Here is a 24,822-nt window from a genome sequence, read left to right on the forward strand (position 1 = left end):
AGTATCGAGGAGACAAAATGACCCAGACGAATTCGTCCATCGGCATTCGCCAGCTGCTGGACATGCAAAAACAGGCCTTTATCGAAGAGGCCGCAGCCAGCGCCGATGTGCGCATGCAGCGTATTCAGCAAGTCATCGACATGCTGGTGGAGCACAAGGAGGAGCTGTGCCAGGCCATGGGCGAAGACTTTGGTGGCCGCCCCGCCGTGTTCTCGCTGGCCAATGACATTCTTGGCTCGCTTTCCTCGCTCAAGCATGCACGCGATCACCTCAAGGGCTGGCTGGGTGACTCCGAGCGTCCCAGTGTCAAACCCTTCGACATGTTTGGTGCCACGGCCTGGGTCAAGTACCAGCCCAAGGGCGTGATCGGCATCATCGGCACCTGGAATGCGCCTCTGTTCACCTTGCTGTCGCCGCTGGCCTGCGCGTTCGCGGCGGGCAACCGGGCCGTGCTCAAACCTTCCGAAATTGCACCGCGTACGGCCCAGGTGCTGGCCGAGGCCGTGGCCAAGCGCTTTGACCCCCAGGTGCTGGCCGTGGTGCAGGGCGGTCCCGAAGTGGCTGCGGCATTTGCCGAGCAGCCCTGGAACCATCTGGTCTTCACGGGCTCCACCAGCGTGGGCAAGCTCATCATGGCTGCCGCCGCCAGGAACCTGGTGCCCGTGACGCTGGAGCTGGGTGGCAAGTCCCCCGTGCTGGTGGGCGATTCCGCCGACATCGCCAATGCGGCCGAGCGCATCGCCGTTGGCAAGTCGCTCAACTCCGGCCAGCTTTGCGTGTCACCCGACGTGGTCTGGGTCCATGAATCCCGCCTGCAGGCTCTGGCTGATGGCATTGCCTCGCAATACCAGGCGCTGTATCCCTCGGTGACAGGCAACGCAGACATGACGCCCGTGATCAACGAGCGCCACCACGCACGTGTGAAAGCCTATGTCGATGATGCCAAGGCGCGCGGTCTGACCGTGCTGGAAGTCGGGGCCGCGCAAGCCGGTGCAGACCGCCGCCTGCCGCTGGCGCTGGTCATCAATCCGCCAGCCGAAGCCGAAATCTCTCGGCACGAAATCTTTGGCCCGGCCGTGGTGCTGCGCAGCTTCCTGAACATCCGCGACGCCGTGGCCGCGATCAATGCCGGTGAGCGCCCGCTGGCGCTGTACTACTTCGGCAGCGACGAGACGGAGCAGAACTGGGTGCTGGACAACACGCTGTCCGGCGGCGTCTCCATCAATGACGTGGTCATGCATCCTGCGCTGGAGGATGCGCCGTTTGGCGGCGTCGGTGCTTCGGGCATGGGTCACTATCATGGCCGCGAGGGTTTTCTGGAGTTCAGCCATGCCCGCTCCGTCTACAAGGCCGGCAACCACGACCCGCGTCGAGAGTGGGGCATGCTGCCGCCCTATAACGAGCAGTTTGCACAGATGCTGCAGGCAGCAGTCACCCCTTGAGCCGCTGTGCGGCTCCCCGCCTCTAACCGCCGCGCGGCTTCACCCTCTCTGCTGCGCGGGAGAGGGACGACAGTCTCGCTGCGGGGCAGCGGGGCCGTCCAGGCCCTTGCTCGCTGTGTCTGATCTGGAATTTGTCTGATTCGCGGCTCTGCCCTGGTGCAGCGCTTTCCATTTCAGGGGATCCATTTTTGCGTGTTGACGCAAGCTGCCGGGGCTGACCATGGGGCTTGTCCCATGGTCCGTTTGGCTGATGTCCTGAAAGCGTTTCGTACAGAGCATGGGCGGGTCAGAACGCAATCATAGGAAGAGACATGAACGAGATTTTTCGCCAGTTTTCGCTGGAGGGGAAGGTGGCTGTGGTGACCGGTGCGGGTAAGGGTATCGGCCGTGCATGCGCTGTCACGCTGGCCAAGGCTGGCGCCGATGTGGCGCTGTTTGCGCGCACCGAGGCGGACCTGCAGGCAGTCAAGGCCGAAATTGAAGCGCTGGGGCGCCGAGCCATTGCCGTGCAGGGCGATGTGAACAAAGAGGAAGATCTGGACAAGCTCATCGTCCGCACCGTGGAGGAGCTGGGCAAGATCAATGTGCTCATCAACAATGTGGGCGGCGGCGGTCCCAACGACCCGCGCAAGGTGGCGGGCAAGGCGGTGGGCGACATGCTGGCGTTCAATGTGGTGCCTGCATACACGCTGATCCAGAAGGCCGCAGCGGCCATGGAGGCTGCGGGCGGCGGGGCCGTGGTCAATATCTCGTCCACGGCGGCACGCTATTCGCAAAAGTACTTCAGCGCCTATGGTGCGGCCAAGGCCGCGCTCAACCAGATGACGCGCTGCCTGGCGCAGGACTTCGGTCCCAAGGTACGTATCAACGCCATCGAGCCCGGCACCATCATGACCGATGCACTGGCGCCGTTTCTCACACCGGATCGCAAGGAGCGCATGGAGAAAACCACACCCATGGCACGCATGGGCCAGCCCGAAGACATTGCCAATGCCGCGCTGTTTCTGGCCAGCCCCGCATCGAGCTGGGTGACTGGCAAAGTGCTGGGGGTTGACGGAGGTGTGGAAGCTCCCAACTTCTGAGTCTGATGGCATCGCTCAGGCGGGGCCGACCGCTTCGCGCAGAAAAAGGGAGCTTGGGCTCCCTTTTTTATGCACGCCTGACGATGTCGCTTGAGCCGAGCCGCAGCATGAGCCGAGCCTTTGCGTTTCCGGTCAAGAGCAATTGCAAGGTCTGCAAGCTGCTGCCCCTGGACGACACGGCTGCTGTGCGATGGCGCTCTGGTGTGGCTTCAGCTTGTCGTCGCCTGAGGGCCGGCCTCGGTCATGCTCTGGAGCGGATTTGCTCCTGCATCAGGTCCACGAAAGCTTTGACCTTTGCAGGTCGGAATCGTGCGGTCGGGAACACGGCATGAATGCCCCCCGATGGCAGCGACCACCCGGGCAGCACCTGTATCAGCGTGCCGCTCTTCAAATCATCGGCAACGGCGAAGTCGGGCAGTACCGACAAGCCTGCCCCATGACGCACAGCTTCGCGCACGGCCAGTGTCGCATCGAGCGCGATCACCGGGTGTACTGTCACGCTCTGACGCTCCAGCTCGCTGCGCGAGAAGCTCCAGCTGCAGGGTTCACGCAGGGCAGTGTTCGCGACAAAGGGCAGCTCGCTGATGTGCTGTGGCTGTTTGAGCTGCGCCACTTGCCGGCGCAATGAGGAAGCGGCGACCAGCAATTGCCTGAAGCTTCCGATCTGACGGGCCTGCACATTCAAGTGGGAAAGCCAGCCGACGCGGATTGCCAGCTCGACCTGCCCCGACATCAGATCAAGCGGCTGGTCGCTGAACACGGCGTCCACCTTGCATTGGGGATAGTGCCGCGTGAACTCGGTGATGGCCGGCACCACTGCCGTGATGCCATAGTCCAGCGGGGCGGTCAGACGCAAGGTTCCCGAAGGCTCGGCCGCCACTTCCCCCAGTTCGTCGAAGGCATCACCCGCTTCCTTGAGGATGGATGCACAGCGTTGATAGAAGATCCGGCCTGCGTCGGTGGCAACGACCTTGCGGGTGGTGCGAGTCAGAAGCGTCGTGTGGAATTCGTGCTCCAGCCTTGCGACCTGCTGGCTGACCACGGCCTTGGTAATGCCCAGCCGGTCTGCGGCTGCCGTGAAACTGCCGGTTTCCACCACGGCCGCGAAGTAAGCCAGGCGCTTGAGATTGGCAAGCCTGCCGGCGATGGATTCTTCTGAATTGTTTGCTATTGACATACAGTTTATCTATTCGATCAGGCTTTTTCTGTCAATGCTTTGTTCCTACGATCAGGGCATTGAAGCAATGGAGCCCTCAGTGACCAAGACCCTGCATTACGTATTCGACCCCCTGTGCGGCTGGTGCTACGGTGCCGCCGCAGCGGTGGCGGCTCTGGGCAAAGTGCCCGAGGTCGAGGTGCGCCTGCTGCCCAGCGGCCTTTTCGCAGGCGCGGGTGCACGCCCCATGGACGACGACTTTGCAGCCTATGCCTGGGACAACGATCAGCGAATCGAGCGTCTGACGGGCCAGCGCTTCAGCGAGCGCTACCGCAGCCATGTGCTGTCGGATCGCCAGCAACTGTTCGACAGCGGCCCGGCCACCCTGGCGCTGAGCGCTGTCAGTCTGTGTACTCCAGAGCGCGAGCTTGACGCCCTTGAGGCCATTCAGCATGCCCGCTACGTCAATGGCGAGGACATCACGCAACCGGACACGCTGATGGCAGTTCTGCAGGCTCTGGGGCTGGAGCAGGCTGCTGCAAGCCTGCTGCGCTCTGATGGCGAACTGCTGGCTGCCAATCGAGCCCGCATCGAAGGCGCAAAGGCGCTGCAGAGCCAGGTTGGCGCGCGCGGCGTTCCAAGCTTCATCCTGGAGGCCAATGGCCAGCGCCGATTGCTGAACTCCAGTGCCGCCTACTCCAATCCGCAGGCCTTTGCCGAGCAACTCAGCGCGGGCTGAGCCTTGCGTGTCTGACTTCCGCCATTTTTGAAATTCACCAAAGGACCATCATGATGAATCGCCGAGACTTTGTTCAAACCGCCGCCGCCGCCGGCATCGTCACAGGCCTGGCGGGTTGCGCCGCAGCTGTTAGCGGCCATTCCACGCTGCAATGGAAGCACTTTCCAGCAGACGACAAAGGCTTCTTCCGTGCGCCCGTGCTGCTCTCGGGCGACAGCGAGGCCATTCTCATCGACGGCGGCTTTTCCCTGCCCGATGGCCGCGCCGTGGCCGAAGCCATCAAGGCATCGGGCAAGCAGCTGACCACCATCTACGTCAGCCAGAGCGACCCGGACTATTACTTCAGCCTGGCTCCGATCAAGGCCGCCTTCCCCGCTGCCAGGGTGCTGGCCGCCTCCGACACCATTGCCGCCATCCGCGCCAATGTGCAAAAAAAGATCGCTACCTGGGCGCCCCAGCTCAAGGAGAACGGTCCGCAGAAGCTTGCCGACATCGTCTTTCCTGAGGCCTATGACGGCCCCGCGCTGATGCTGGAGGGCAACACCATCGAAATCGTCAAGGCACAAGGACTGGAGAACCGCCGCTACCTGTGGGTTCCCTCGCTGAATGCGGTCTTCGGTGGCGTGCTGGTCTTCTCCGGGTTGCATGTGTGGACGGCCGATACCCCGACGCCGGCCTCCCGCGCCGCCTGGGTAAAGAACCTGGAAGCCATCGCCGCACGCAAGCCGGCCGTGATCGTGCCGGGCCACCTGGGCGCCCATGGAGCGCTGGATGTTTCGGCAGTGAACTACACCCGCGAATACCTGCTGGCCTTCGAGCAGGAGTTGGCCAGGGCGTCCAATGGCGACGCGCTGATTGCCGCCATGAACAAGCGCTATCCTGACGCCGGCCTGGCCGCCGCGCTGCAGATCGGCGCCAAGGTGGCCATGGGTGAGATGAAGTGGGGCTGAAGCCAGGGACGCACACCATGACTACCAATCTGGATATCATCCGCGCGACCTACGAAGGCTCGTCCGAAGAGAACGGCAGGAATCTGCTGGCTGCACTGGCGCCTGACGCCCGTTGGACAGAGGCCGCAGGCTTTCCCTATGCAGGAACCTACGTCGGCCCGCAGCAGATTGCCTCGGGCGTGTTCCAGCGGCTGGCGACGGAGTGGGACGGCTACAGCGCCAAGGTCCACACCTACCTGGCCGATGGCGACCGCGTGGCCGCCTTCGGCGTCTACTCGGGCACCTATCGCAAGACGGGCAAGGCGATGACGGCGAGCTTCGCCCATCTGTACCGGCTCAACGAGGGCAGGATCACGAGCATGGAGCAGTATGTGGACAGCCACCTGGTGCAGCAGGCGCTGCTGGCCTGAGCGCAACGGAGTCCTGCCATGAGCGAAGTCAATGCGCAGCTGCAAGCCATCGCGCTGCAGATGCGGGCCGGGCAATGGAATGCCGCGCACGATGCCGTGCAGCGCCATGACGGCCTGCTCGCGGCCTGGCTGCACGGGCTGCTGCATCTGCAGGAAGGTGATCTGGAGGACGCCGAGAACTGGTATGAGCGGGCCGGCCAGCGTTTCAGGCAGCGAGGCACGCTGCAGCAGGAGCTGGCCCGGTTCGACGCGGCGCTGCGCGCTCGGCCCGGCGCGTGAGCCCGAGGCCGACCGTCCGAGAGCCGGCCTTTTGGCGGCAGAGTTGGACGCCTTATCCCAGTGCCTGCCTCGCAAGATGCGCAACGGCCAGTTGCCTGTTGGCCCTGGTGCGCTCTGCATCCTCCAGGAACCAGGCTGCCGACAAAGCGGCGTGAGCCATCACCCATTTGAGTAAACGCCGACGTTCCAGCCCTGTGACATTGATGACTATTGCAAGCTGCCGAGCGAAGCGCTCCGGGTCGGTGCAAGTCTCCAGCTCGGGGTTGCACAGCACGCTCACGTAGTCGTAGTACCGCTCACCTGTGACGCGCTTTGGATCTATCGCCAGCCATCCACGCCTGTCGAAATCGAGTATGTTGCCGTGGTGCGCATCACCATGCAGGACGACAGGTTCACGTTGCTCATTGAGCAGCTCAGCTGCCACCGTTGCACATTCGGCCATCAAGCCGCCTTCCTGTTGTGCCATCAACGCGAGTGACTTAAAAAAATCCGCCAGTGGCAGCAGTTCTTCAGGTGGTGCCGAGGATCTCTTTGAATGCAGTTGCTCGATGGTGCGGCAGATACAGTTTGTCGCTGCATCATCTTCGCCTTTTCTGGCCATGTGCAGCAAATGCCTGGAGCCGGTAGCGCGCTCCATCAGCAGCGCTCCTGTATCTTGGTCGTAGGCATAGACTCGCGCTGCTCCATTGCCGCCCCACCATTGAAGCACCCTGGCGCCGATGCGCTCATCAAGATCTCGCGTGATCTTGATCATTGCAGGCAGACCTGCCCAGTTCCTTGTGAGGATGACGGGTAGAAGGTCACTTGTATGAGTGGTGAAAGGGGCGCCGGCCACCTTCGCGCTCCAGCGTTGAAGATGGATATCAAACAGGTCGAGGTTGGGCATCTGGCTGATTTTCGAGCTAACCCATGCAATCCGAAGATCTGGTGCAGTTGTCCAATGTCCGCTGATGGCGGTGGCTTCAACGGGTCAATGCAACTCCTTGACCGGGGCTGCGGAGTGTCGGGCATGCCCGGCAAGGTCGGCTGGATGGAGTGCTCAACTTCTCCGGTATTACTTTCTTTCGGTGCTCAAGCAAGCTTTCACAAGCAGCCGAGGCCAAGGCCAAGCTAAGGACATTGGTCGCCCAGAAAGGGCCCACCCGAATTCTGAGCAAGGGTCTTGTCCAGAGGTTCAGTCCTCGCTCTCACGCGGGTAGCCTGCGTCTGCCCAGCGCTGTGCAGACGCACGGGTGAGACTATGAGCCGGTCGGACTCGTACCTTGGCCAATTCGCTGCCGTCCGCTGCGGTGGCAGTGAGAGTCGCCGTGGGATTGTCCTCATCGGGCTCAATATCGAGAGCCACCGTCACGCGCAATCCGCGAACTTCAATCTGGATGGCTTTGTGCAACAGCGCTGCCTGGTGCTGCTCATGGCGACGTATCACTTCGCTGGCAGTCTTCACCAGCGTGTTGAAGGCCGACACGTCAAGAGGCTTGGGATTCTTCTTGTCGCGCCCCATGGTCCATGGGCCGACCAAAGCGGGTTCCGCTTGACCGTCTTGGGTCATTGACACCGCCCAGCCATCGTCGTCTTCATTCTTGATGACGCGGGCTTCCCAGCCCTTGTGGTGCCAAAGGCGGTCTTCGAAGATGGAGACGTCTTCTGGTTCGAGTTCTGCTGGCATGTCTGGACTTTTCCTGGTGCTATCAAGTCCAAAGTCTACTGTTTCTTTATACAGCTTGTGAGGCTGGGTCTATCTCAAGCTTGGGCGTTGTGGGCCATGTATGCCCTGAACAGGTCGACGCAGAGGCCTCGCCCAAAGGCACTGGGCAAGACCATCCCGGTGGAAAGCAGAGACTGCACTCGAGCGTCGATTCAAGCCAAAGCCGCCACTACTTTGCGTAGTCTCATTCGTTCGTCTGGAGCAGAAGACTAAAGCTCATGGCTGTACACGATGAAACCGCTATGTTTGGCTAACTTGTCGTAGAGCGCACGGCCGGCTTCATTGGTTGACTGTGTTTGCCAATAGACGCGATTTGAGCCAGCCAGCATTGCTTGCTTGTAGACGTTGCTGATGAGGGCCTTGCCAACTCCAAGCTGACGCTTTTTCGGGGCCGTAAAAAGATCCTGCAGATAGCAGACAGGGCCAAGTCTCGTAGTACTACGGTGAAATATGTAATGCGCTAGACCAACCACTTCTCCTGCATCTTCAGCGACCAGCGCAAATACAGGTTCGATGGGATTAAAGAATCGCTCCCAGGTTTTCTGGGTAATTTTCTTTGCCAGTCCGGTAGCTCCGGCCCTTCCATAGAAAGCGTTATAGCCATCCCAGAGTGAAAGCCACGCTTCAAAGTCATGTGGCTGGACTTCTCTTACTACTACGGATGTTGTAGCGTCAATTCTGGACATAGGAAAGACTTTTCATAGTACGAACAGCGAGTAAATTGAACGACCTGCATTGAAGTGTAAGGTCTGCTCCTGGCCGACAGGCCACGGTCCCGGAATGACCCAGGGCGAACATGCTCGCACCCATCAGCGTGCATCAAATCTCTGAGGCTGATGACCCGGGGCAACGATTCGCAGCCATGGCCAACGCGCTTGGTAAGACTCGGCCTTTTGCTGGAAAAGTTCACGATGCGGGGTCAATGGATTGAGTGCCAAAACTCCGTCATAGATCAGCTCCAGGCTGTTCGGAGCATAGAGGCTGCCTGGGCGAAGGCCCACACAAGTAGCCGGGATCAGGAAGCGATCTATTCCCTCGCAAGAGCTACGCAGTGCTTCATATGGACGACCGAAATATGACTCGTACCACAAGTGAACCCGAGCTTGGTTCGTGACTTCAATCTTGATGCCCAGGTCGCGTAAAACGCGATCGGCATGTGCTTGTACTTTCTGCTCCGCACTGTCAGTGGTGCTCGATGGATCAAAGTAGAAGAGGTCGTAGTCTTTGATGGAGTCCTCAGGATTTCGTTGCGCCTGCAAATTCCACACTGTCTGAAATAAGCAGCCTGCAACAAGCCAGCCATCTGGAAGATTCAAATCATCCCAGCGTTCAAAAATTGCACGATTGTTGATATTTTGGAGGACATCCGCAACGAAGCGCTCAGGCGTAGGCATCGGGACAGTTAATCCTTGGTGAAACAAAAGTCAAAGGCAAGATCGATCCTATTTTGCTTCAGTTGCGAAGACCCGCTTCCGGCCAGATGAAGCCTATTGGCCGCTCTGCCGAAATACTGTGACTCCAATGAAAAACCGCCTGCGAGATCAAGGCTCGCAGGCGGTTTCAGCTATCGAAGAGTATCTTCAGACTTCGCGTCCGGCCTGATGGCCTGAATGCATGGCGCCCTCGATATAGCCCAGGTCCTGGCAGTCGCCGATGCGGCGCACGGGAGTCTGGGTAAGGGATTGCAGCTGGTCGGCAACGGCGGAGTCGGCCTCGGCTCCAATGGCCAGCACCACGGAGTCGGCTGGCGTGCGGTATTCCTCGCCCTTCTTGTCCGTCCAGACGACTTCCTTGCGCTCGATACGCGTGACGTTGGACTGCATCAGCAGCTTGCCGTGGCTCTTCACGGCGTCATACACGCGCCAGCGGCGCACGATGGCTAGCTCGGTGCCGGGGTGGGTGCCGGGGTCCAGCACGGTGACTTCGCGGCCGCGATCGAGCAGGAACTCGGCCAGCTCCAGGCCGACCAGGCCAGCACCGATGATGACCACGCGCTTGCCCAGGGGCATCCACAGCTTGGACAGGTTCTGGATCGCTGTCGTGCTGTCCGTCACCTTGAGCATGCCGCCGGCCTTGAACAGCGCGCGCTCGGCCAGATTCAGCTTGGCCTTGGCAATTTCTTCGGCGCGATCGCCCGTCATCAGGCGGCGCAGTTCGTCGCCGCTCCAGACATGGCTTTGCTGCGCACCTTCGATGGCGGGGGCGGCACGCCTGGCGCCGGTGCCCACCAGAATTTCGTCGGGCTTGAGTTCATCGAGCAGCTTGGCATCGACGCTGGTGTTAAAGCGAACCTGAATATTGGGGTGGTCCATCTGCTTGACCAGATAGTCGAGCAGTCGGCCGTTCTCGGGATAGGCCAGTGCGGCAAAGAACAGCGTGCCGCCCAGGCGGTCGCTGCGCTCGACCAGCGTCACGCGATGGCCGCGCAGGGCGGCGACGCGGGCGGCCTCCATGCCCGAAGGGCCGCCACCGACGATCAGTACATGCTTGGGCTTTTCGGCAAAGGTGATGGTCCTGGTCGCCTCGTGGCCGGTCTGTGCGTTGACCGCGCACTTGATGCCCTTGTTGATGAAAATCTCGCTTACGCAGGCATAGCAATAAATGCAGGGGCGCACGCTCTGGGCGGTGTTGGCTTGCAGTTTGTTGGCCAGGTCGGGGTCGGCCAGCAGCTTGCGGCCCATGGCCACAAAGTCAATCTCGCCATTGCTGATGGCGGCGGCGGCGGCATCCAGCTCCCAGCGGCCGGCCGAGATGATGGGAATGCCGACCGCCTTTTTGATGCCGGTGGCAAATTCGCGGTAAGCATTCTGCTTTTGCGGAATCGGTGCATCCGTGAAGGCCGAGCCTGTGGGCAGGCGCGCATAGGCCGAGACATTGATGGCATCCACGCCCAGCTCTTCGCAGAGCTTGGCAGTCTTGAGTGCCTCGTCCATGGTGATGCCGCCGGGCGTGTGCATTTCTTCGGCGTCGATACGCACCCAGATGGGGAAGTCTGCGCCCACGCGCTCGCGCACGGCAGTCAGCACTTCGCGCAGCAGGCGGCTGCGGTTTTCATAGCTGCCGCCGTATTCGTCGCTGCGGCTGTTGAAAAAGGGTGAGAGGAAGTTGGCGATCATGTAGTTGTGCGCGCAGTGCACTTCCACAGCATCGAAGTTGGCCTGCTTGGCGCGCAGGGCGGCCGCAGCAAACCATTCCACCATCTGTGCAATATCGGCCTTGTCCATCACGCGGTAGCGGTCGGGGTAGGGGCCAATCCCCACAAAGGTCGAGAATTCCTTGGGCGTGACGGTGCGCATGGCTTCGGCCACAGGACCGTCGGGCGGAATCGAGGACACCCACATCTCGCGCCCGTGGGTGCGGTCATTGGCAGCGACCTTGCCGCTGTGATTGATCTGGATGGCGACTTTGCCGCCGTGCGAGTGAACGCGGCGCGTGACTTCGGCCAGACCGGGGATGAAGCTGTCGTTGGAGATGCCCAGTTGGTGCGGCTCGCTGGTGCCGGTGGGCCAGGAGATGGCGGCCGTTCCCATGATGATGAGGCCGGTGCCGCCCTTGGCGCGCTCTTCGTAATAGTCCTGGGCGCGTTCGCCGCAGATACCGTCGGTGCCGCCGTAGTTCTCGCCCATGGGGGCCATGATGATGCGGTTCTTCAGCTCCATGATGCCGATACGGCCCGGCTGCAGCATTGATGCGTGGGGATTGCTCATTTTGTTTCGCTGTCTCCTATAGTTTTCGGCCGAGTTCGGCCCCTTCTTCGATGGCGCGTGCGGCGTCAATTTTGTGAGCATTGCGCGCGCCTCCAATTACTGTGTGCGCAATGCTTTGTGCTTGAAGTCTGGATGACCAGGGGTCATGTGATTCCTGGCCGGCGCAGACCACGATGTTGTCCACGCTCAGGCAGCGCTGCTCGCCGCGTATGCGCAGGTGCAGGCCGTTGTCGTCAATGTGGATGTACTCCACGTCGTTGAACATGCGTGCGCTCTTGTTCTTGAGCCGGGTGCGGCGAATCCAGCCCGTGGTGGTTGGCAAGGTGCTGCCCATGGCTGCCTTGCTGCGCTGAAGCAGCCAGATCTGACGCGGCGAATCGGCCCTCTCGCTGGCCTTGATGCCGCCGCGCTGCTCGCGCTTTGGATCGATGCCCCATTCGCGGTCAAAGGCGGCCACGCTGCCGTCGTCGGCCTTGTGATGGGCCAGCAGCTCGGCCATGTCAAAGCCCAGCGGCCCCGCGCCCACGATGGCCACGCGTTCGCCGACAAAGCGGGGGCTGCGCAAGGCCTCGATATAGTCCACCACCTTGGAGCTGTTCTCGCCCTCGATGCCGCTGCGCCGCGGTGTCACTCCCGTGGCCACGACCACATGATCAAAGACGCTCAGGGTGTCGATGTCCGGTGTGGTGTTGAGCCGCAGCTCTATGCCTAGGCGCTGGATTTCATGCTCGAAGTAGCGCAGCGTCTCGCCCAGCTCCTGCTTGCCGGGTACCTTCTGCGCCAGAAAGAACTGGCCGCCGATGCGGACGCCGGGCTCGAACAGCGTCACCTTGTGGCCTCGGTCGGCCGCCTCGCGCGCGCAGGCCAGTCCTGCTGGTCCAGCACCGAGCACGGCGATCTTGCGCGGAACTGCGGCTTTTTCCTGCGGCCATTCCCATTCGCGGCAGGCTCTGGGGTTGACCAGGCAACTGACCTGCTGGCGCGTGAAGATGCGATCCAGGCAGGACTGGTTGCAGGCAATGCAGGTGTTGATGGCATTGCTCTGGCCCGCCTGTGCCTTGCGCACAAAGGCCGGGTCGGCCAGAAAGGGGCGGGCCATGGCCACCATGTCGGCATGGCCCTGGGCAATCAGGTCATCGGCCACTTCGGGGGTGTTGATGCGGTTGCTGGCCGCCACGGGAACGCTGACCGCCTGCTTGAGTTGCTCGGCAGCCCAGCTGAATGCGGCGCGCGGCACCATCATGGCAATGGTGGGAATGCGCGCCTCATGCCAGCCCACGCTGGTGTTGAACAGGTCCACGCCAGCGGCTTCCAGCTGGCGGGCCAGGTCAAGCACTTCCTTCCAGTGGCTGCCGTGCTCGACCAGGTCCATCAGGGACAGGCGAAAGCTGATGACGAAGTTCTCGGGCACGGCCGCGCGTATGCCTTGCACGATGCGCAGCGCAAAGCGGCTGCGGCCGGCGGCATCGCCGCCCCACTCATCGGTGCGGAAGTTGGTCAGCGGCGCCAGAAACTGGTTGATCAGATAGCCCTCGCCGCCCATGACCTCCACGCCGTCATAGCCGGCTTCCCGGGCCAGTCGGGCACAGCGCACATAGTCGGCAATGATTTGCTCGATCTGCGCTGTGCTGAGTTCACGCGAGCTGCGGTTGCTGAGCTTGGAGAGCACGCTGCTTGGCGAGACGCCGCCGCTGCCGTGGTCGTAGCGGCCCACATGCAGTACCTGCATGAGGATATGGCTGCCTTCGGCATGCACAGCGTCGGTGATGAGGCGGTGCCGGGCCGCCTGCTCGGGCGTGCACAGCGTCGAGAACTCGGCATGCTCGGGCATGCCCAGCGCCCACTCGTTGACGCCGAAGCCCCCGGTGACGATGAGCTGCAGCCCTTCCCGGGCACGCTCGGTATAGAAGAGGGCCAGCTTCTCGAAACCCTGCGCCTGATCCTCCAGCCCGGTATGCATGGAGCCCATCAGAATCCGGTTCTTCAGGGTGATGTGGCCAATGGTGATGGGCTGGAAGAGATGGGGGTACATGGCTGGTTTCCTCACACGCAAACGTTGCGCCAGTGTAGGAAGGGCCACGGTAAATTTTCCCTAGGGGAATTACATCGTCCGTTTGCATGTAGCCTGGTTGTTCATGATGGGCTTTGATGTGTGCCATCACCACCCAGACAAAAGGAGACAAGACATGTCCATCATCGTGATAAGCGGCTGCGCCACCGGCATTGGTGCCGCTACGCGCAAGGTCCTGGAGGCGGCCGGTCACCAGGTCGTAGGCATCGATATACGCGATGCGGAAGTGATTGCCGATCTTTCGACGACCGAAGGTCGAAAGCAGGCGATTGCCGATGTACTGGCGAAGTGCAGCAAGGGCATGGACGGCCTGGTGCTGTGCGCCGGCCTGGGACCGCAGACCAAGGTGCTTGGCAATGTGGTTTCGGTCAATTATTTTGGCGCGACCGAGCTGATGGATGCCTTTTTGCCAGAGCTGAAAAAAGGCCATCAGCCCGCAGCCGTCGTCATCTCGTCCGTGGCTTCCGCGCATCTAGCTTTTGACAAGAACCCACTGGCGCTGGCACTGGAAGCCGGCGAGGAAGCCAAGGCCCGCGCCATTGTCGAGCAAGCGGGAGAGCAGGGCGGCAATCTGGCCTATGCGGGCAGCAAGAATGCTTTGACGGTGGCTGTGCGCAAACGCGCCGCCGCCTGGGGCGAGGCCGGCGTGCGCCTGAACACCATCGCCCCCGGTGCAACCGAGACTCCCTTGCTGCAGGCGGGCCTGCAGGACCCGCGCTATGGCGAATCCATTGCCAAGTTCGTTCCTCCCATGGGCCGCCGTGCCGAGCCGTCCGAGATGGCGTCGGTCATCGCCTTTTTGATGAGCCCGGCCGCAAGCTATGTGCATGGTGCGCAGATCGTCATTGATGGCGGTATTGATGCGGTGATGCGCCCGACACAGTTCTGACCTCCCATGAGGCGCTTTGCCAGGGTGGCCCTGCGTCTTCCCCCTCGCTGTGCGGGAGGGGGAAGGCGGCCTCGCTGCAAGGCTTTTTTGTTCACCGCCCCCGTTTGGGCATTGCCGGTTTTCAACGGCGCCTGCTAGAAGGATGATTTGAGATGAATACCCCAGAACATATGACCGCCGTGGTACAGCGCTATGTGGCTGCGCTCAATGCCGGCGATCTGGACGGCATCGTCGCGCTGTTTGCCGATGACGCCACGGTGGAAGACCCCGTGGGTTCCGAGCCCAGGTCCGGTACGGCTGCGATTCGTGAGTTTTACGCCAACTCGCTCAAACTGCCTTTGGCGGTGGAGCTGACGCAGGAGGTACGCGCGGTCGCCGACGAAGCAGCCTTCGCTTTCACCGTCAGCTTCGAGTATCAGGGCCGCAAGACCGTGGTTGCGCCCATCGATCACTTTCGCTTCAATGGCGCCGGCAAGGTGGTGAGCATGCGCGCCTTGTTTGGCGAGAAGAATATTCACGCTGGCGCCTGAAGAGAGTCAGGCGCTTGACTGCTCCTGATATGGAAGCTGTCTTCGCCTGACTCAATTGGATTTCAAATACATTTTGATCTGAAATACATTGAAATCATGCGTTGAATGCTATTGATATTGCTGTTCAAGGCAGTGCAATGAGCACTCCCGGCCTGAGCCGGCTTACAGATGGAAGTGTCCGGCCGCCTCGGGCTGGTAGAGCAATTTCTCGATCCGGATATGGCGGGTGCGATCGAGAATCCTCCAGTCGATGCGGTCTCCTTCCCGACAGCCCAGAATGGCCGTGCCCACGCCCGAGAAGACCGAGAACCTTCCGGCACTGTCATCGGCATCTTCGGGGTAGACTAGGGCCACTTCGACGGCCACCTCATCGAGGCGCAGCAAGGCTCTGGAGTTCATCGTGACCACATTGCGCTGCACCTGCCGCGCATCGACCACGCAGGCGCGCTCGATTTCATGCTCCAGATCGGCCGCTTGCGACTCCCATTCCAGAGCGAGCCTGTCTCTGAGACGTGCCTGATCCACGGCGGTGATGCAGATGTCAGCCGCAGCGCCCGACACACCGGCGCGCAAGCGCTGGAGGTAGCGCTGCGCCGTCATCGCATAGGACTTGAGTGCGGGCGTTTCGTTCTGCAGCACAAAGCCGTTGTGCGCAAAGGCCTTGAGCGAGCGCGTGTTGTCGGCATGGATCCTGGCAATCAGTCTTTCTGCCCGCATGTCAAAAAAGGCCAGCTTCATGCCCTCGTGCAAAGCGCTGGCGCCGAGCCTGCGCCCCCAGTTGTTGCGGTTGCCGATGACCAGCACGATTTCGCAGTCCGGCCCATTCCGGACCAGACGCACGAAGCCCACGGGCAGGTCATCGCGGTCGTAAGCCATGAAGAAGCGGCCGCCCTGATTGAAGAGGTGGGTGAGTACAGGCAGCTGAACCCGGTCGATGAGCTGCTCTATGTGACGCGAGACATGGCGCGAATCGCTGAGGTGGCGCACGACGTCCTCGTCGTTCAGCCAGTCCACCAGGTTCAGTGCGTTGGCCCGCGTGATTTCCGGGCACAGGGATATGAAAGGCTTGCTCATCTTCAACACCGTCGGTTGCAAGAATGAAAGCCTTTCATGGCCACGGCGCTGGCCATGACGGTTCTTTCGACACAGGCACCGATTCTAGGCAAGCAGATTTTGCTGCGCAGGCGCAGTGCCGATCTCGCATCTCTTTGCTTGGTCTATGGCGAGCCTGCCGTGCAGGCGGAGAAACCATGGCGCCGGCGCTGCAGGGGTGCAACGGCCGATGCCTGAAATGCTCCGTATTCAAGAGCTACTTGCGCTTTACTGAATTCGATTTCAGATTGTTTTATATATGAAATCATTAATGGTAATGCGCTATATGCTCTTATTTAAATAGCAATTGAGGCATTGAATGCAGCGATCCGGCCTGGACCGGCGCGCGCAGTCCAGCCAGGCCGGCCTTTCAGGGATCAGGGATTGGCGTATTTGAGATGGATGATCGGGTAGGCGCGGCCTTGCCCGTCGAGCGGAGAGCGGCCCGTGCGCTTGAAGCCCAGGCGTTCGTAAAAGCCCACTGCCTGCGCATTCTGCTCGTTCACATCGGTGCTCATCTCGGGATGCAGTGCCAGGCCGTGGCGCACCAGCGCCGCACCGAGGCCCCGATGCCTGAAGGCGGGGTCTACAAACAGCGCCTCCATATGGCCCTGGTCGATGAGCATGAAGGCCAGAGGATGGTCCTGTTCGTCGACAGCGAACCACAGCGGGGCATCTGGCAGAAAGCCGCACACCATCTCATCAATCTCGGCGCGATCCTGCGGGCTCAGAAAGTCATGCGTGGCATCAACGGCATGGCGCCAGATCTCGATCGCTCGTGCCCCTTCGTCAGGGCGGGAAGCTCGAATGGAAGTCATCGCCGGATTATGCATATGCACCATGCCCGCTCCGGGGTAAGGCATCAAGAGCGGTCCATGCCTGTCAGATGGGGCTGCAGCACCTCGGTGATCCAGTTCAGGAACGCGGTGACCCGCGGTGCAATATGCCGGCGATGCGGGTAGAGCAGGGACACCGGCATGGGAGTCGCCTTGAACTCGGGCATGACCTCGACCAGCAGGCCTTGATCCAGCAGATGGCGTGCACCCCGGACAGGGGCCTGAATCAGGCCCAGACCGGCCAGACAGGCTGCCTGGTAGGCGTCCGTGCCATTGACCACCAGGGCGCAGTGCATGGGCTGCAGGGCGGTCTCCCTGCCGCGCTGATACTCCCAGCCCGCGCCGTGCCGCCCGAGCTGGTTTGCATAGTGAATGATCCGGTGCCGTGACAGGTCGGCCAGTGTTGCGGGTGTGCCGTGGCGTTCCAGATAGGCGGGGCTGGCCAGATTGCACATCTCCATCGCGCCGATGGTGCGGGCGATCAAATCGGTATCTGCCAGCGGGCCGATGCGCACCACACAGTCAAAGCCTTCCTGCACCACATCCACGCGGCGGTCGCTGGTGCTGATGCCTACTTCCAGCAAAGGGTGGGCCGAGAGGAATTCGGGCAGTTTCGGAAGGACGACATCCCGGGCCAGGGTGTTGGGCATATCGATGCGCAGACTGCCTCGCAGCCCGCTGGCGGCAGGCTGGAACATGGCCTGCAGCTGTTCCAGGTCGGCCATCAGTTCCTTGCTGCGCTCAAGGAACTGCTCGCCATCGGCGCTCAGCCGCACATGTCTGGTGGTGCGTTGCAGCAGACGGGTTCCCAGCTGCTTTTCCAGTTGCTGAACCACGGTAGACACACGGCTTTTGGTCAACCCGAGCTGCTCTGCGGCCAGGGTGAAGCTGGAGAGCTCGGCAACGCGGGTGAACACATGAAGCGCATTGAAATCCATGGCTGGATTGTATTTTCAAAGTGAACAGTGCGATCTTTTTAATCATATTTATTCATGATTTGAGAACAACTAAAGTCCGGCTTGTTGACATCCTCCATGAGACTGACATGCAAGCATCTGCACCCCGTATCGCATTGATCACCGGCGCAAGCCGTGGCCTGGGCCGTAGCGAAGCCCTCAAACTCGCCGAGCTCGGCGTTCATCTGATCGTCACTTACAAGGACAGTGAAAGTGATGCCCAGGAGCTGGTATCCCGCATCGAGGCACAGGGCAGTCGCGCCGTGGCGCTGCGACTGGATGTGGGAGACAGCAAGAGCTTTGCCGCGTTTGCCGACAGCGTCAGGCGCGTGCTGGCCGAAACCTGGCAGCGCGAGCAGTTCGACTATCTGGTGAACAATGCCGGCATCGGCCTGGTGGCGCCGTTTGCCGAGACCACGGAAGAACAGTTCGATCTGCTCGTCGATATCCACCTCAAGGGCACGTTCTTTCTGACGCAGAAGCTGCTGCCTCTGATCCGGGACGGCGGACGCATCATCAATACCTCGTCCGGGCTGGCACGCTTCAGCCTCCCGGGCTATGCCGCCTATGCGGTGATGAAGGGCGGCATTGAGGTGATGACGCGCTATCTGGCCAAGGAGCTGGGCGCACGCGGCATCGCCGTGAACACCATTGCCCCCGGAGCCATAGAGACGGATTTCGGTGGCGGCGTGGTGCGCGACAACGCACAGCTCAATGCCCATATCAGCGGCCTGACCGCCATGGGCCGGGCGGGGCGCCCCGACGATGTGGGCGCCGCGGTTGCTGCCTTGCTTGCCGATGGCAACAACTGGGTCACGGGCCAGCGCATCGAAGTCTCTGGTGGCATGATGCTCTGAGCGTGCATCGATCCTGTGGAATCCGTCCGGATTCCTCGGGATGGCGGGCATCGGGCATGTCGGGCATGTCGGGCAACTCCATTCGGGACATGGCTTTGCCCTGCAGCGCCGGTCAGGCCTGGGCATATGGGGCGTGTGCAGGTGCGCAGCGGCAGATGTGATGACTGGCGCCCCGTGTTTGGATAGAGGATTTGGAGACTGAGTCGTGCCCGAGAACTATCTGGGAAGCTGTTTATGTGCAAGAGTCGGCTACAGGCTGTTGTCGCCGCCCAGGGCCGTGACGCATTGCCATTGCGGGCAATGCCGCAAAAGCCATGGCTCCGCGTTCGCAAGCTATGGCGCCGTGCCGCGCAAGGACTTGTGCATAGTCTCCGGGCAGGGCGATATCAAGTCCTATGCCTCTTCGGCTGCCGTGCACCGGCAGTTTTGCCAGCACTGCGGCTCATCCCTGTTCTGGTCCAGGCAGGTCGGTGACTGGGCCGACTGGATATGCATCGCACTGGGTACACTGGACTCGCCTTTTTCGGCGCTCAAGCAAAAGCATGTGCATCTGGAGTCGCAGCCTTTGTGGTCAGGCTTTACCGGTGGCTGCATGCGCAACGACTGAGAGCCGCCTCAGACTCTCGGGCTGCTGCACCGATCTCAACCAAGGCGATGCTGCGGCCTTGGCTTGGTGCGTTCACTCCCCCTTGAACACCGGCTGGCGTTTCTCAATGAACGCATTCATGCCTTCCTTCTGGTCGCGGGTCGCAAACAGGATCTGGTTGGCCTTGCGCTCCAGCATCAGGGCGGCATCAAGCGATGCGTCCATGCCGGCAATCACCACTTCCTTGATCTGTTCCACGGCCAGTGGGGGCATATTGGCAATCAGCTTCGCCATTTTCAGCGCCTCAGGGATTACCTGATCGTCTGCACAGACTAGGCTGACCAGACCCATGGCGTAGGCTTCGTCGGCGCTGACGGGTTTGCCCGTCAGCAGAATGCGCATGGCCTGGAACTTGCCCACGGCGCGCACCAGCCGCTGGGTGCCGCCGATGCCGGGCATGATGCCGATGCGAATCTCGGGCTGGGCAAAGCTGGCCCCTTGCCCGGCAATGATGATGTCGCAATGCATGGCCAGCTCGGCCCCGCCGCCAAAGGCATAGCCGCAGACCGCCGCGATGATGGGTTTGGGGCACTTCTCAATGGGGGCCCAGACGCGCTCTGTGTGGCGCTTCATGATCTCTATGGGGCCGCAGGAGTCCATGCTCTTGATGTCCCCGCCTGCCGCAAATACCTTGTCGCCGCCGGTCAGAACGATGCAGCGCACGCTGGCGTCTGCGCTCAGCTCAGCGAAGGTACTGGACAGCGCAGCCTGCAGAGAAAGACTCAGCGCATTCGTTGCCTCGGGGCGGTTGAGCTGAACGATGGCCACGCCATGGTCCTGATGTCGAACCAGTAGCTCTCGCTGCGCGGTGTCCATGTTTTCAATAGCGGAAAGCGATGCCGACATAAGGATTCCCTGGGAGTTGAACAGGGACGATGGTCGTTTTCAAGGGATGGACCAACATCGTCCTTTTGGACGTATCTGCTGCTGGTGCCGAAACCTAAATTGGCAGGCATGGATACGAACAAAAGCTTTCAAGACAAGGTGGTGCTGGTCACTGGCGGCACCAAGGGCATCGGCAAGGGCATTGCCCAGGCGTTTCTCGCGGCAGGTGCCACGGTGGTGGTGTGCGGCCGTCAGCAACCTGAAGCGTTGCCAAGCATCAATGGCAGCAGCGCAGACTTCGTTGCATGCGATGTGCGCGAGGCCCAGGCCGTCAAGGAAATGGTCGATGAGGTGCAGCGCCGCCATGGCCGTCTGGACGTTCTCGTCAACAACGCCGGTGGCGCTCCCCATGTGGATGCCGCCACGGTTTCGCCGCGCTTTCACGAAAGCGTGCTGCGCCTGAATCTGTTCTCGACCCTGCATGCCTCGCAGGCCGCCAATGCCGTGATGCAGCAGCAGGACGGCGGTGGCGTGATTGTCTGCATCGGCAGCATCAGCGCGCTGCGTCCTTCCCCCGGTACGGCAGCCTACGGCGCGGCCAAGGCGGCGGTGCTGAGCCTGGTCAGTTCTCTGGCCGTGGAGTGGGCGCCCAAGGTGCGTGTGGTGGCAGTCAGCCCCGGCCTGGTGCGCACCGAGCAGTCACACCTGCACTTCGGGGATGAGGCTGGAATTGCCTCTGTCGCCGGGACCATTCCTGCGGGTCGCCTGGCCGAGCCGCAGGACATTGCCAATGCCTGTCTGTATGTGGCCTCCGAAAGCGCTTCCTACATGAGCGGCACCAATTTGCTGCTGCATGGCGGCGGCGAGCGCCCCGCATTTCTGAGCGCATCGAACTCGGAATCCGTGCAACAAAAACATTGAATTTCAAAGGAGACAATCTTGACCGATCAAGACTGGATGGCAGAGGTCCGCGCATACGTGGGCAAGCAATACGGGCGTGTCCATGCCTGGGACAAGGTCAACAGCCCCATGATTCGTCAGTGGAGCGAGCTGATGGGTGTGGCCGTGAAGACCAACAAGGATGGCAAGACCATTGCACCTCCCGCGATGCTGCAGGTCTGGTGCATGGAAGGGCCGGTGCAGAACAACTATCCGCCAGGCTCCACGACAGAGAACCCTTATGAGGTTCTGAAGCTGATCGAAGCGCACGACTTTCCCTCCACCGTGGCGGTGAATTCCGAGCTGAGCTTCGAGCGCGATGTGCTCGAGGGTGAAGACCTGTACTACACGACACGCCTGGAAGCCATCAGCGAAGAGAAGACCACGGCCCTGGGCACGGGCTACTTTGTCACGCAGATCATGGAGTACTTCTCGATCAAGGCAGCGAATGGCCAAGACGAGAAGGTCGGTCAGTTGATGTTCCGCGTCTTCAAGTTCCGTCCCGCCAATGTGCAGAAGGCCGATCCCGCGCAGGCTGCCGCCCCGAAGATCAAGCGACCCGCACCAGGCGTGAGCGATGACAACCGCTTCTTCTGGGAAGGCCTGAAGGAAGGCAAGCTCCTGATTCAGCGCTGCAAGAGCTGCGGCGATCTGCACCATCCACCGGGCCCCGTCTGCCCCAAGTGCCATTCGTTTGACTGGGACACAGTTGAGGCCAGCGGCCAGGGCACGGTGTACTCGTTCGTGGTCATGCACTACCCCGAAGTACCGCCTTTCGATCACCCCAATCCCATCGGTCTGGTGGAGTTGCAAGAGGGCGTGCGTCTGATTGCCCAGCTGGTCGGCGTCAAGCCCGGCGAGGTGCAGATCGGTCAGAAGGTGCAGGTGGAGTTCAACACCTTTGACGGTGATCTGACTCTGGCCCAGTTCCGTCCCGTGGGCTGATGCGAGGAGACCGTCATGGACTTTCAACTCAGTGAAGACCAACGTGCATTTGCAGACATGGCGCAAAGCCTGTTTGCCGACTATTGCACCGACGAAAAGCTGCGCGAGCACGATGCATCGGGCCAGCCTTTCATGCAGGAGCTGTGGCAGCAGTGCGTGGCTGCAGGTCTGCACAGCATCCTGGTGCCGGAAGCTGCCGGCGGCCTGGGTCTGGGCATGAGCGAGATGCTGGCCGTGCTGGAGCAGCAAGGCCGTGCGCTGGCGCAGGTTCCGCTGTGGCAGCAGCAGGTCGCTGCTGCCGCGATTGCCAGGTTTGCCCAGGGACAGGACGCAGTCGTTCACTCTGCCATGGAGGGCGAATTGCTGGCTCTGTCGCTGCAGGCTGCAGTGGCTGCACGCGGGCCGGCGCTTGAGCTTCAGGGTGAGCGACTCAAAGGCCAGCTGCAAGCCGTGCCTCTGGGCGAGCAGGCCCAGATGGCTCTGGTGGCAGCGGCGGCGGGCGATGAGATCAAGCTGGTGCTGGTGAGCCTGCAGGCCGATGGTGTCAGCCGCGTGGCCGGCATGCGCGAAGACTACTGTGCGGTGGCAGACATCAGCTTTCGCAACACGCCGGTGCTGGCCGTGCTGGGCGGTCGTGCGCTGGAATGGGTCAACGAAATGGCAATCGCCTGCTTGGCCAGCCTGCAGCAGGGCGTGACGCAGGAGCAGTTGCGCCGCACCGTGGAGTATGTGAGCGAGCGCAAGCAGTTCGACCGTCCCATCGGTACTTTCCAGCTGGTGCAGGGCCAGATGGCCGACGGCTACATCCTCATGCAGGTGCAGCGCAGCGCACTGAGCCAGCTGGTCTGGCGTCTGGATGCCGGCCTGCCCTGCACGCCGCAGGCCCACGCGGTGCGCGCCCAGTCCAACGAGCTGGGTCTGAAGGTAGGCCGCGTTGCACAGCATGTGCATGGCGGCATGGGCGTGGATGTGACCTATCACATTCACCGCTTCATGTTCTGGTGTCGTGCACTGGCTGCCGAGGCCGGCAGTGCCGAACAGCACCTGCAAGCGCTGGGCCAGTGGCTCGCAGACAACGACACGCTCGGCTGGAAGTACGACCTGCCCGAAGACCGCTAAGGAGACAACAACATGGCAAACCAATCTATTCGCTTCGAGTCGGTAAACGTGGGCGACGAACTGCAGCCCGTCAGCGTGCCCATCACCGTGCCGCTGATTGCCGGCGGCGCCATCGCCACGCGTGACTATTTCCCCGGACATCATGACCGTGATGCCGCACGCGAGCTGGGTTCACCCCATATCTTCATGAACATCCTGACCACCAACGGTCTGGTGCAGAGCTTTGTCGAGAGCTGGGCTGGCGACGATGCGCGCCTCATGGATCTGAAGATTCGCCTGGGGGCCCCCAATTACCCCGGCGACACCATGAAGTTCACGGGCTCCGTGACCGAGAAGAACGAGGCCACGCGCAGCGTTCAGATCACGCTCAAGGGCAGCAATTCCATGGGCTCTCACGTCAGCGGCACTGTGCAAGTGGCCCTGGCCTAAGAACAACAAGCGGAGACATTCCTGTGAACGATATGAATATTTCCGGTCGCGCCGCCATTGTGGGTCTGGGTGCAACAGAATTTTCCAAGAACTCGGGCCGTACCGAACTGCGTCTGGCCATGGAGGCCACGCTGGCTGCGCTGAGCGATGCAGGCATTGACCCCAAGGAGGTGGACGGCTTTTCCTCGTACTCCGTGGACAAGGTTCCCGAGTATGAAATCGCCCGCCTGCTCGGGGCTCGCAATGTGAGCTTTTTCTCGCAGGTACCGCATGGTGGTGGCGCGGCCTGCGGCCCTGTGCTGCATGCGGCCATGGCCGTGGCCACGGGCATTGCCAAGACGGTCGTGGTCTACCGCGCCATGAATGAGCGCAGCTGGTACCGCTTTGGAACCGGCAGCTATGGCTTTGGCAGCACGCCATTCTTTGACAATGTGAACTATGGCTGGTACATGCCCCACGGCTTTCACACACCGGCATCCTGGGTGGGCATGTTTGCGCGCCGCTATATGCATGCCTTCGGTGCGACCAGCGAGGACTTCGGCCGTGTGGCCGTGGCCGTGCGCGACTTTGCTGCCACCAATCCCAACGCGTTCTTCTACGGCAAGCCCATCACACTGGAGGAGCACCAGGCCAGCCGCTGGATCTGCGAGCCGCTGCACCTGCTGGACTGCTGCCAGGAGTCCGACGGTGCCGTGGCCATGGTCATCACATCGAGCGACCGTGCCCGTGAGATGAAGGCCAAGCCGGTCTACATCAAGGCGGCTGCCCAGGGTATCTCTGACGGTCAGCAGTCCATGACTTCGTTCTACCGCCAGGACATCACCGGTCTGCCCGAGATGGGGCATGTCGCCAGCCAGCTGTGGCAGCAAAGCCGCCTGACTCCCAAGGATGTGCAAAGCGCAGTGCTGTATGACCATTTTTCGCCCTTTGTGCTGCCTCAGCTCGAGGAGTTCGGTTTCGTCAAGCGCGGCGAGGCCAAGGATTTCATTCGCGCCGGCGAGCATGCACGCGGCGGCTCCATGCCCATCAACACCCATGGCGGCCAGCTGGGCGAAGCCTATATCCATGGCATGAACGGCATTGCCGAAGCCGTGCGCCAGATCCGGGGCAGCTCCGTCAACCAGGTCAAGGACGTGCACAACATGGTGGTGACTGCCGGTACCGGCGTGCCCACCAGCGGCCTGATCCTGGGCGACGAGGCCTGATGGCAAGGAGACA

General features: G+C 61.5%; 27 protein-coding genes. 16 read left to right on the top strand and 11 right to left on the bottom strand.

All coding sequences use genetic code 11. The features are described from left to right. Positions 1-17 precede the first annotated feature (17 nt). Complete coding sequence (locus DFO48_RS18060) at positions 18-1,442, top strand: coniferyl aldehyde dehydrogenase (RefSeq protein ID WP_114864335.1); 1,425 nt, start codon at positions 18-20, stop codon at positions 1,440-1,442. Positions 1,443-1,753: 311 nt separating this feature from the next. Next, positions 1,754-2,524, top strand: coding sequence for an SDR family NAD(P)-dependent oxidoreductase (locus DFO48_RS18065; protein ID WP_003078336.1), 771 nt, complete (start codon positions 1,754-1,756; stop codon positions 2,522-2,524). Positions 2,525-2,765: 241 nt separating this feature from the next. On the opposite strand, the gene DFO48_RS18070 is transcribed toward DFO48_RS18065, so the two are convergent. Further along, positions 2,766-3,701 (bottom strand): LysR family transcriptional regulator, encoded by a 936-nt coding sequence (locus DFO48_RS18070; RefSeq protein ID WP_114864336.1) that lies wholly within the window; start codon positions 3,699-3,701, stop codon positions 2,766-2,768. Between the two features lie 79 nt (positions 3,702-3,780). On the opposite strand from DFO48_RS18070, the gene DFO48_RS18075 reads away from it, so the two are divergent. The 4 genes from DFO48_RS18075 to DFO48_RS18090 are packed head-to-tail and all read left to right on the top strand — an operon-like array spanning position 3,781 to position 6,058. Then, positions 3,781-4,419 carry a DsbA family protein gene (locus tag DFO48_RS18075; RefSeq protein ID WP_114864474.1) on the top strand — a complete coding sequence of 213 codons (639 nt, stop codon included), beginning with the start codon at positions 3,781-3,783 and terminating at the stop codon, positions 4,417-4,419. A gap of 50 nt (positions 4,420-4,469) precedes the next feature. Continuing rightward, on the top strand, positions 4,470-5,369 hold the full coding sequence (locus tag DFO48_RS18080) for an MBL fold metallo-hydrolase (protein ID WP_114864337.1): 900 nt from the start codon (positions 4,470-4,472) through the stop codon (positions 5,367-5,369). 17 nt (positions 5,370-5,386) lie between these two features. Beyond that, positions 5,387-5,779: a nuclear transport factor 2 family protein gene (locus tag DFO48_RS18085; RefSeq protein ID WP_114864338.1), complete on the top strand. Its 393-nt coding sequence runs from the start codon at positions 5,387-5,389 to the stop codon at positions 5,777-5,779. A gap of 18 nt (positions 5,780-5,797) precedes the next feature. Continuing rightward, positions 5,798-6,058: a hypothetical protein gene (locus tag DFO48_RS18090; RefSeq protein ID WP_114864339.1), complete on the top strand. Its 261-nt coding sequence runs from the start codon at positions 5,798-5,800 to the stop codon at positions 6,056-6,058. A gap of 52 nt (positions 6,059-6,110) precedes the next feature. Here the strand turns inward: DFO48_RS18090 and DFO48_RS18095 are convergent, their stop codons facing one another. The 6 genes from DFO48_RS18095 to DFO48_RS18120 form a co-directional block, all read right to left on the bottom strand. Further along, positions 6,111-6,944: an aminoglycoside phosphotransferase family protein gene (locus DFO48_RS18095; RefSeq protein WP_114864340.1), complete on the bottom strand. Its 834-nt coding sequence runs from the start codon at positions 6,942-6,944 to the stop codon at positions 6,111-6,113. 288 nt (positions 6,945-7,232) lie between these two features. Then, a complete protein-coding gene (locus DFO48_RS18100; RefSeq protein ID WP_003078322.1) occupies positions 7,233-7,724 on the bottom strand; it encodes a hypothetical protein in 492 nt (163 codons plus the stop codon). A 248-nt stretch (positions 7,725-7,972) separates the two neighbouring features. Further along, entirely contained in the window at positions 7,973-8,449 is a 477-nt protein-coding gene (locus DFO48_RS18105) for a GNAT family N-acetyltransferase (protein WP_114864341.1), read from the bottom strand. 123 nt (positions 8,450-8,572) lie between these two features. After that, positions 8,573-9,157, bottom strand: coding sequence for a nucleotidyltransferase family protein (locus DFO48_RS18110; RefSeq protein ID WP_114864475.1), 585 nt, complete (start codon positions 9,155-9,157; stop codon positions 8,573-8,575). A 186-nt stretch (positions 9,158-9,343) separates the two neighbouring features. Continuing rightward, positions 9,344-11,470, bottom strand: coding sequence for an NAD(P)/FAD-dependent oxidoreductase (locus DFO48_RS18115; RefSeq protein WP_114864342.1), 2,127 nt, complete (start codon positions 11,468-11,470; stop codon positions 9,344-9,346). Between the two features lie 16 nt (positions 11,471-11,486). Next, positions 11,487-13,502 (bottom strand): NADPH-dependent 2,4-dienoyl-CoA reductase, encoded by a 2,016-nt coding sequence (locus tag DFO48_RS18120; protein WP_114864343.1) that lies wholly within the window; start codon positions 13,500-13,502, stop codon positions 11,487-11,489. 154 nt (positions 13,503-13,656) lie between these two features. On the opposite strand from DFO48_RS18120, the gene DFO48_RS18125 reads away from it, so the two are divergent. Further along, entirely contained in the window at positions 13,657-14,430 is a 774-nt protein-coding gene (locus DFO48_RS18125) for a 3-alpha-hydroxysteroid 3-dehydrogenase (RefSeq protein WP_114864344.1), read from the top strand. Positions 14,431-14,582: 152 nt separating this feature from the next. Then, entirely contained in the window at positions 14,583-14,960 is a 378-nt protein-coding gene (locus tag DFO48_RS18130; protein WP_114864345.1) for a steroid Delta-isomerase, read from the top strand. Positions 14,961-15,122: 162 nt separating this feature from the next. On the opposite strand, the gene DFO48_RS18135 is transcribed toward DFO48_RS18130, so the two are convergent. Then, entirely contained in the window at positions 15,123-16,034 is a 912-nt protein-coding gene (locus DFO48_RS18135; RefSeq protein WP_199407027.1) for a bifunctional GNAT family N-acetyltransferase/nucleoside diphosphate kinase regulator, read from the bottom strand. A 36-nt stretch (positions 16,035-16,070) separates the two neighbouring features. On the opposite strand from DFO48_RS18135, the gene DFO48_RS18140 reads away from it, so the two are divergent. After that, entirely contained in the window at positions 16,071-16,250 is a 180-nt protein-coding gene (locus tag DFO48_RS18140; protein WP_114864347.1) for a hypothetical protein, read from the top strand. Between the two features lie 179 nt (positions 16,251-16,429). Here the strand turns inward: DFO48_RS18140 and DFO48_RS18145 are convergent, their stop codons facing one another. Beyond that, positions 16,430-16,870, bottom strand: coding sequence for an acetyltransferase (locus tag DFO48_RS18145; protein ID WP_114864476.1), 441 nt, complete (start codon positions 16,868-16,870; stop codon positions 16,430-16,432). 44 nt (positions 16,871-16,914) lie between these two features. Next, the gene (locus DFO48_RS18150) at positions 16,915-17,826 is read right to left on the bottom strand and encodes a LysR family transcriptional regulator (protein WP_114864348.1); all 912 of its coding nucleotides are present in this window, start codon (positions 17,824-17,826) and stop codon (positions 16,915-16,917) included. 107 nt (positions 17,827-17,933) lie between these two features. On the opposite strand from DFO48_RS18150, the gene DFO48_RS18155 reads away from it, so the two are divergent. Continuing rightward, a complete protein-coding gene (locus DFO48_RS18155) occupies positions 17,934-18,701 on the top strand; it encodes an SDR family NAD(P)-dependent oxidoreductase (protein ID WP_114864349.1) in 768 nt (255 codons plus the stop codon). 205 nt (positions 18,702-18,906) lie between these two features. After that, on the top strand, positions 18,907-19,308 hold the full coding sequence (locus tag DFO48_RS18160; protein ID WP_114864350.1) for a GFA family protein: 402 nt from the start codon (positions 18,907-18,909) through the stop codon (positions 19,306-19,308). Positions 19,309-19,380: 72 nt separating this feature from the next. Here the strand turns inward: DFO48_RS18160 and DFO48_RS18165 are convergent, their stop codons facing one another. Next, positions 19,381-20,193, bottom strand: coding sequence for an enoyl-CoA hydratase (locus DFO48_RS18165; protein ID WP_114864351.1), 813 nt, complete (start codon positions 20,191-20,193; stop codon positions 19,381-19,383). Between the two features lie 108 nt (positions 20,194-20,301). Here DFO48_RS18165 and DFO48_RS18170 point away from each other — a divergent pair, with 108 nt between their 5' ends. The 5 genes from DFO48_RS18170 to DFO48_RS18190 are packed head-to-tail and all read left to right on the top strand — an operon-like array spanning position 20,302 to position 24,809. Then, complete coding sequence (locus DFO48_RS18170; protein WP_114864352.1) at positions 20,302-21,093, top strand: SDR family oxidoreductase; 792 nt, start codon at positions 20,302-20,304, stop codon at positions 21,091-21,093. Between the two features lie 18 nt (positions 21,094-21,111). Beyond that, a complete protein-coding gene (locus tag DFO48_RS18175; protein WP_114864353.1) occupies positions 21,112-22,056 on the top strand; it encodes a Zn-ribbon domain-containing OB-fold protein in 945 nt (314 codons plus the stop codon). A 15-nt stretch (positions 22,057-22,071) separates the two neighbouring features. Beyond that, positions 22,072-23,175, top strand: coding sequence for an acyl-CoA dehydrogenase family protein (locus tag DFO48_RS18180; protein WP_114864354.1), 1,104 nt, complete (start codon positions 22,072-22,074; stop codon positions 23,173-23,175). Positions 23,176-23,187: 12 nt separating this feature from the next. Further along, positions 23,188-23,604: a MaoC family dehydratase gene (locus DFO48_RS18185; protein WP_003078281.1), complete on the top strand. Its 417-nt coding sequence runs from the start codon at positions 23,188-23,190 to the stop codon at positions 23,602-23,604. Positions 23,605-23,636: 32 nt separating this feature from the next. Then, the gene (locus DFO48_RS18190) at positions 23,637-24,809 is read left to right on the top strand and encodes a lipid-transfer protein (protein ID WP_003078279.1); all 1,173 of its coding nucleotides are present in this window, start codon (positions 23,637-23,639) and stop codon (positions 24,807-24,809) included. Positions 24,810-24,822: the final 13 nt, after the last annotated feature.

The organism is Comamonas sp. AG1104, assembly GCF_003350425.1.
Lineage (GTDB): Bacteria > Pseudomonadota > Gammaproteobacteria > Burkholderiales > Burkholderiaceae_C > Comamonas > Comamonas testosteroni.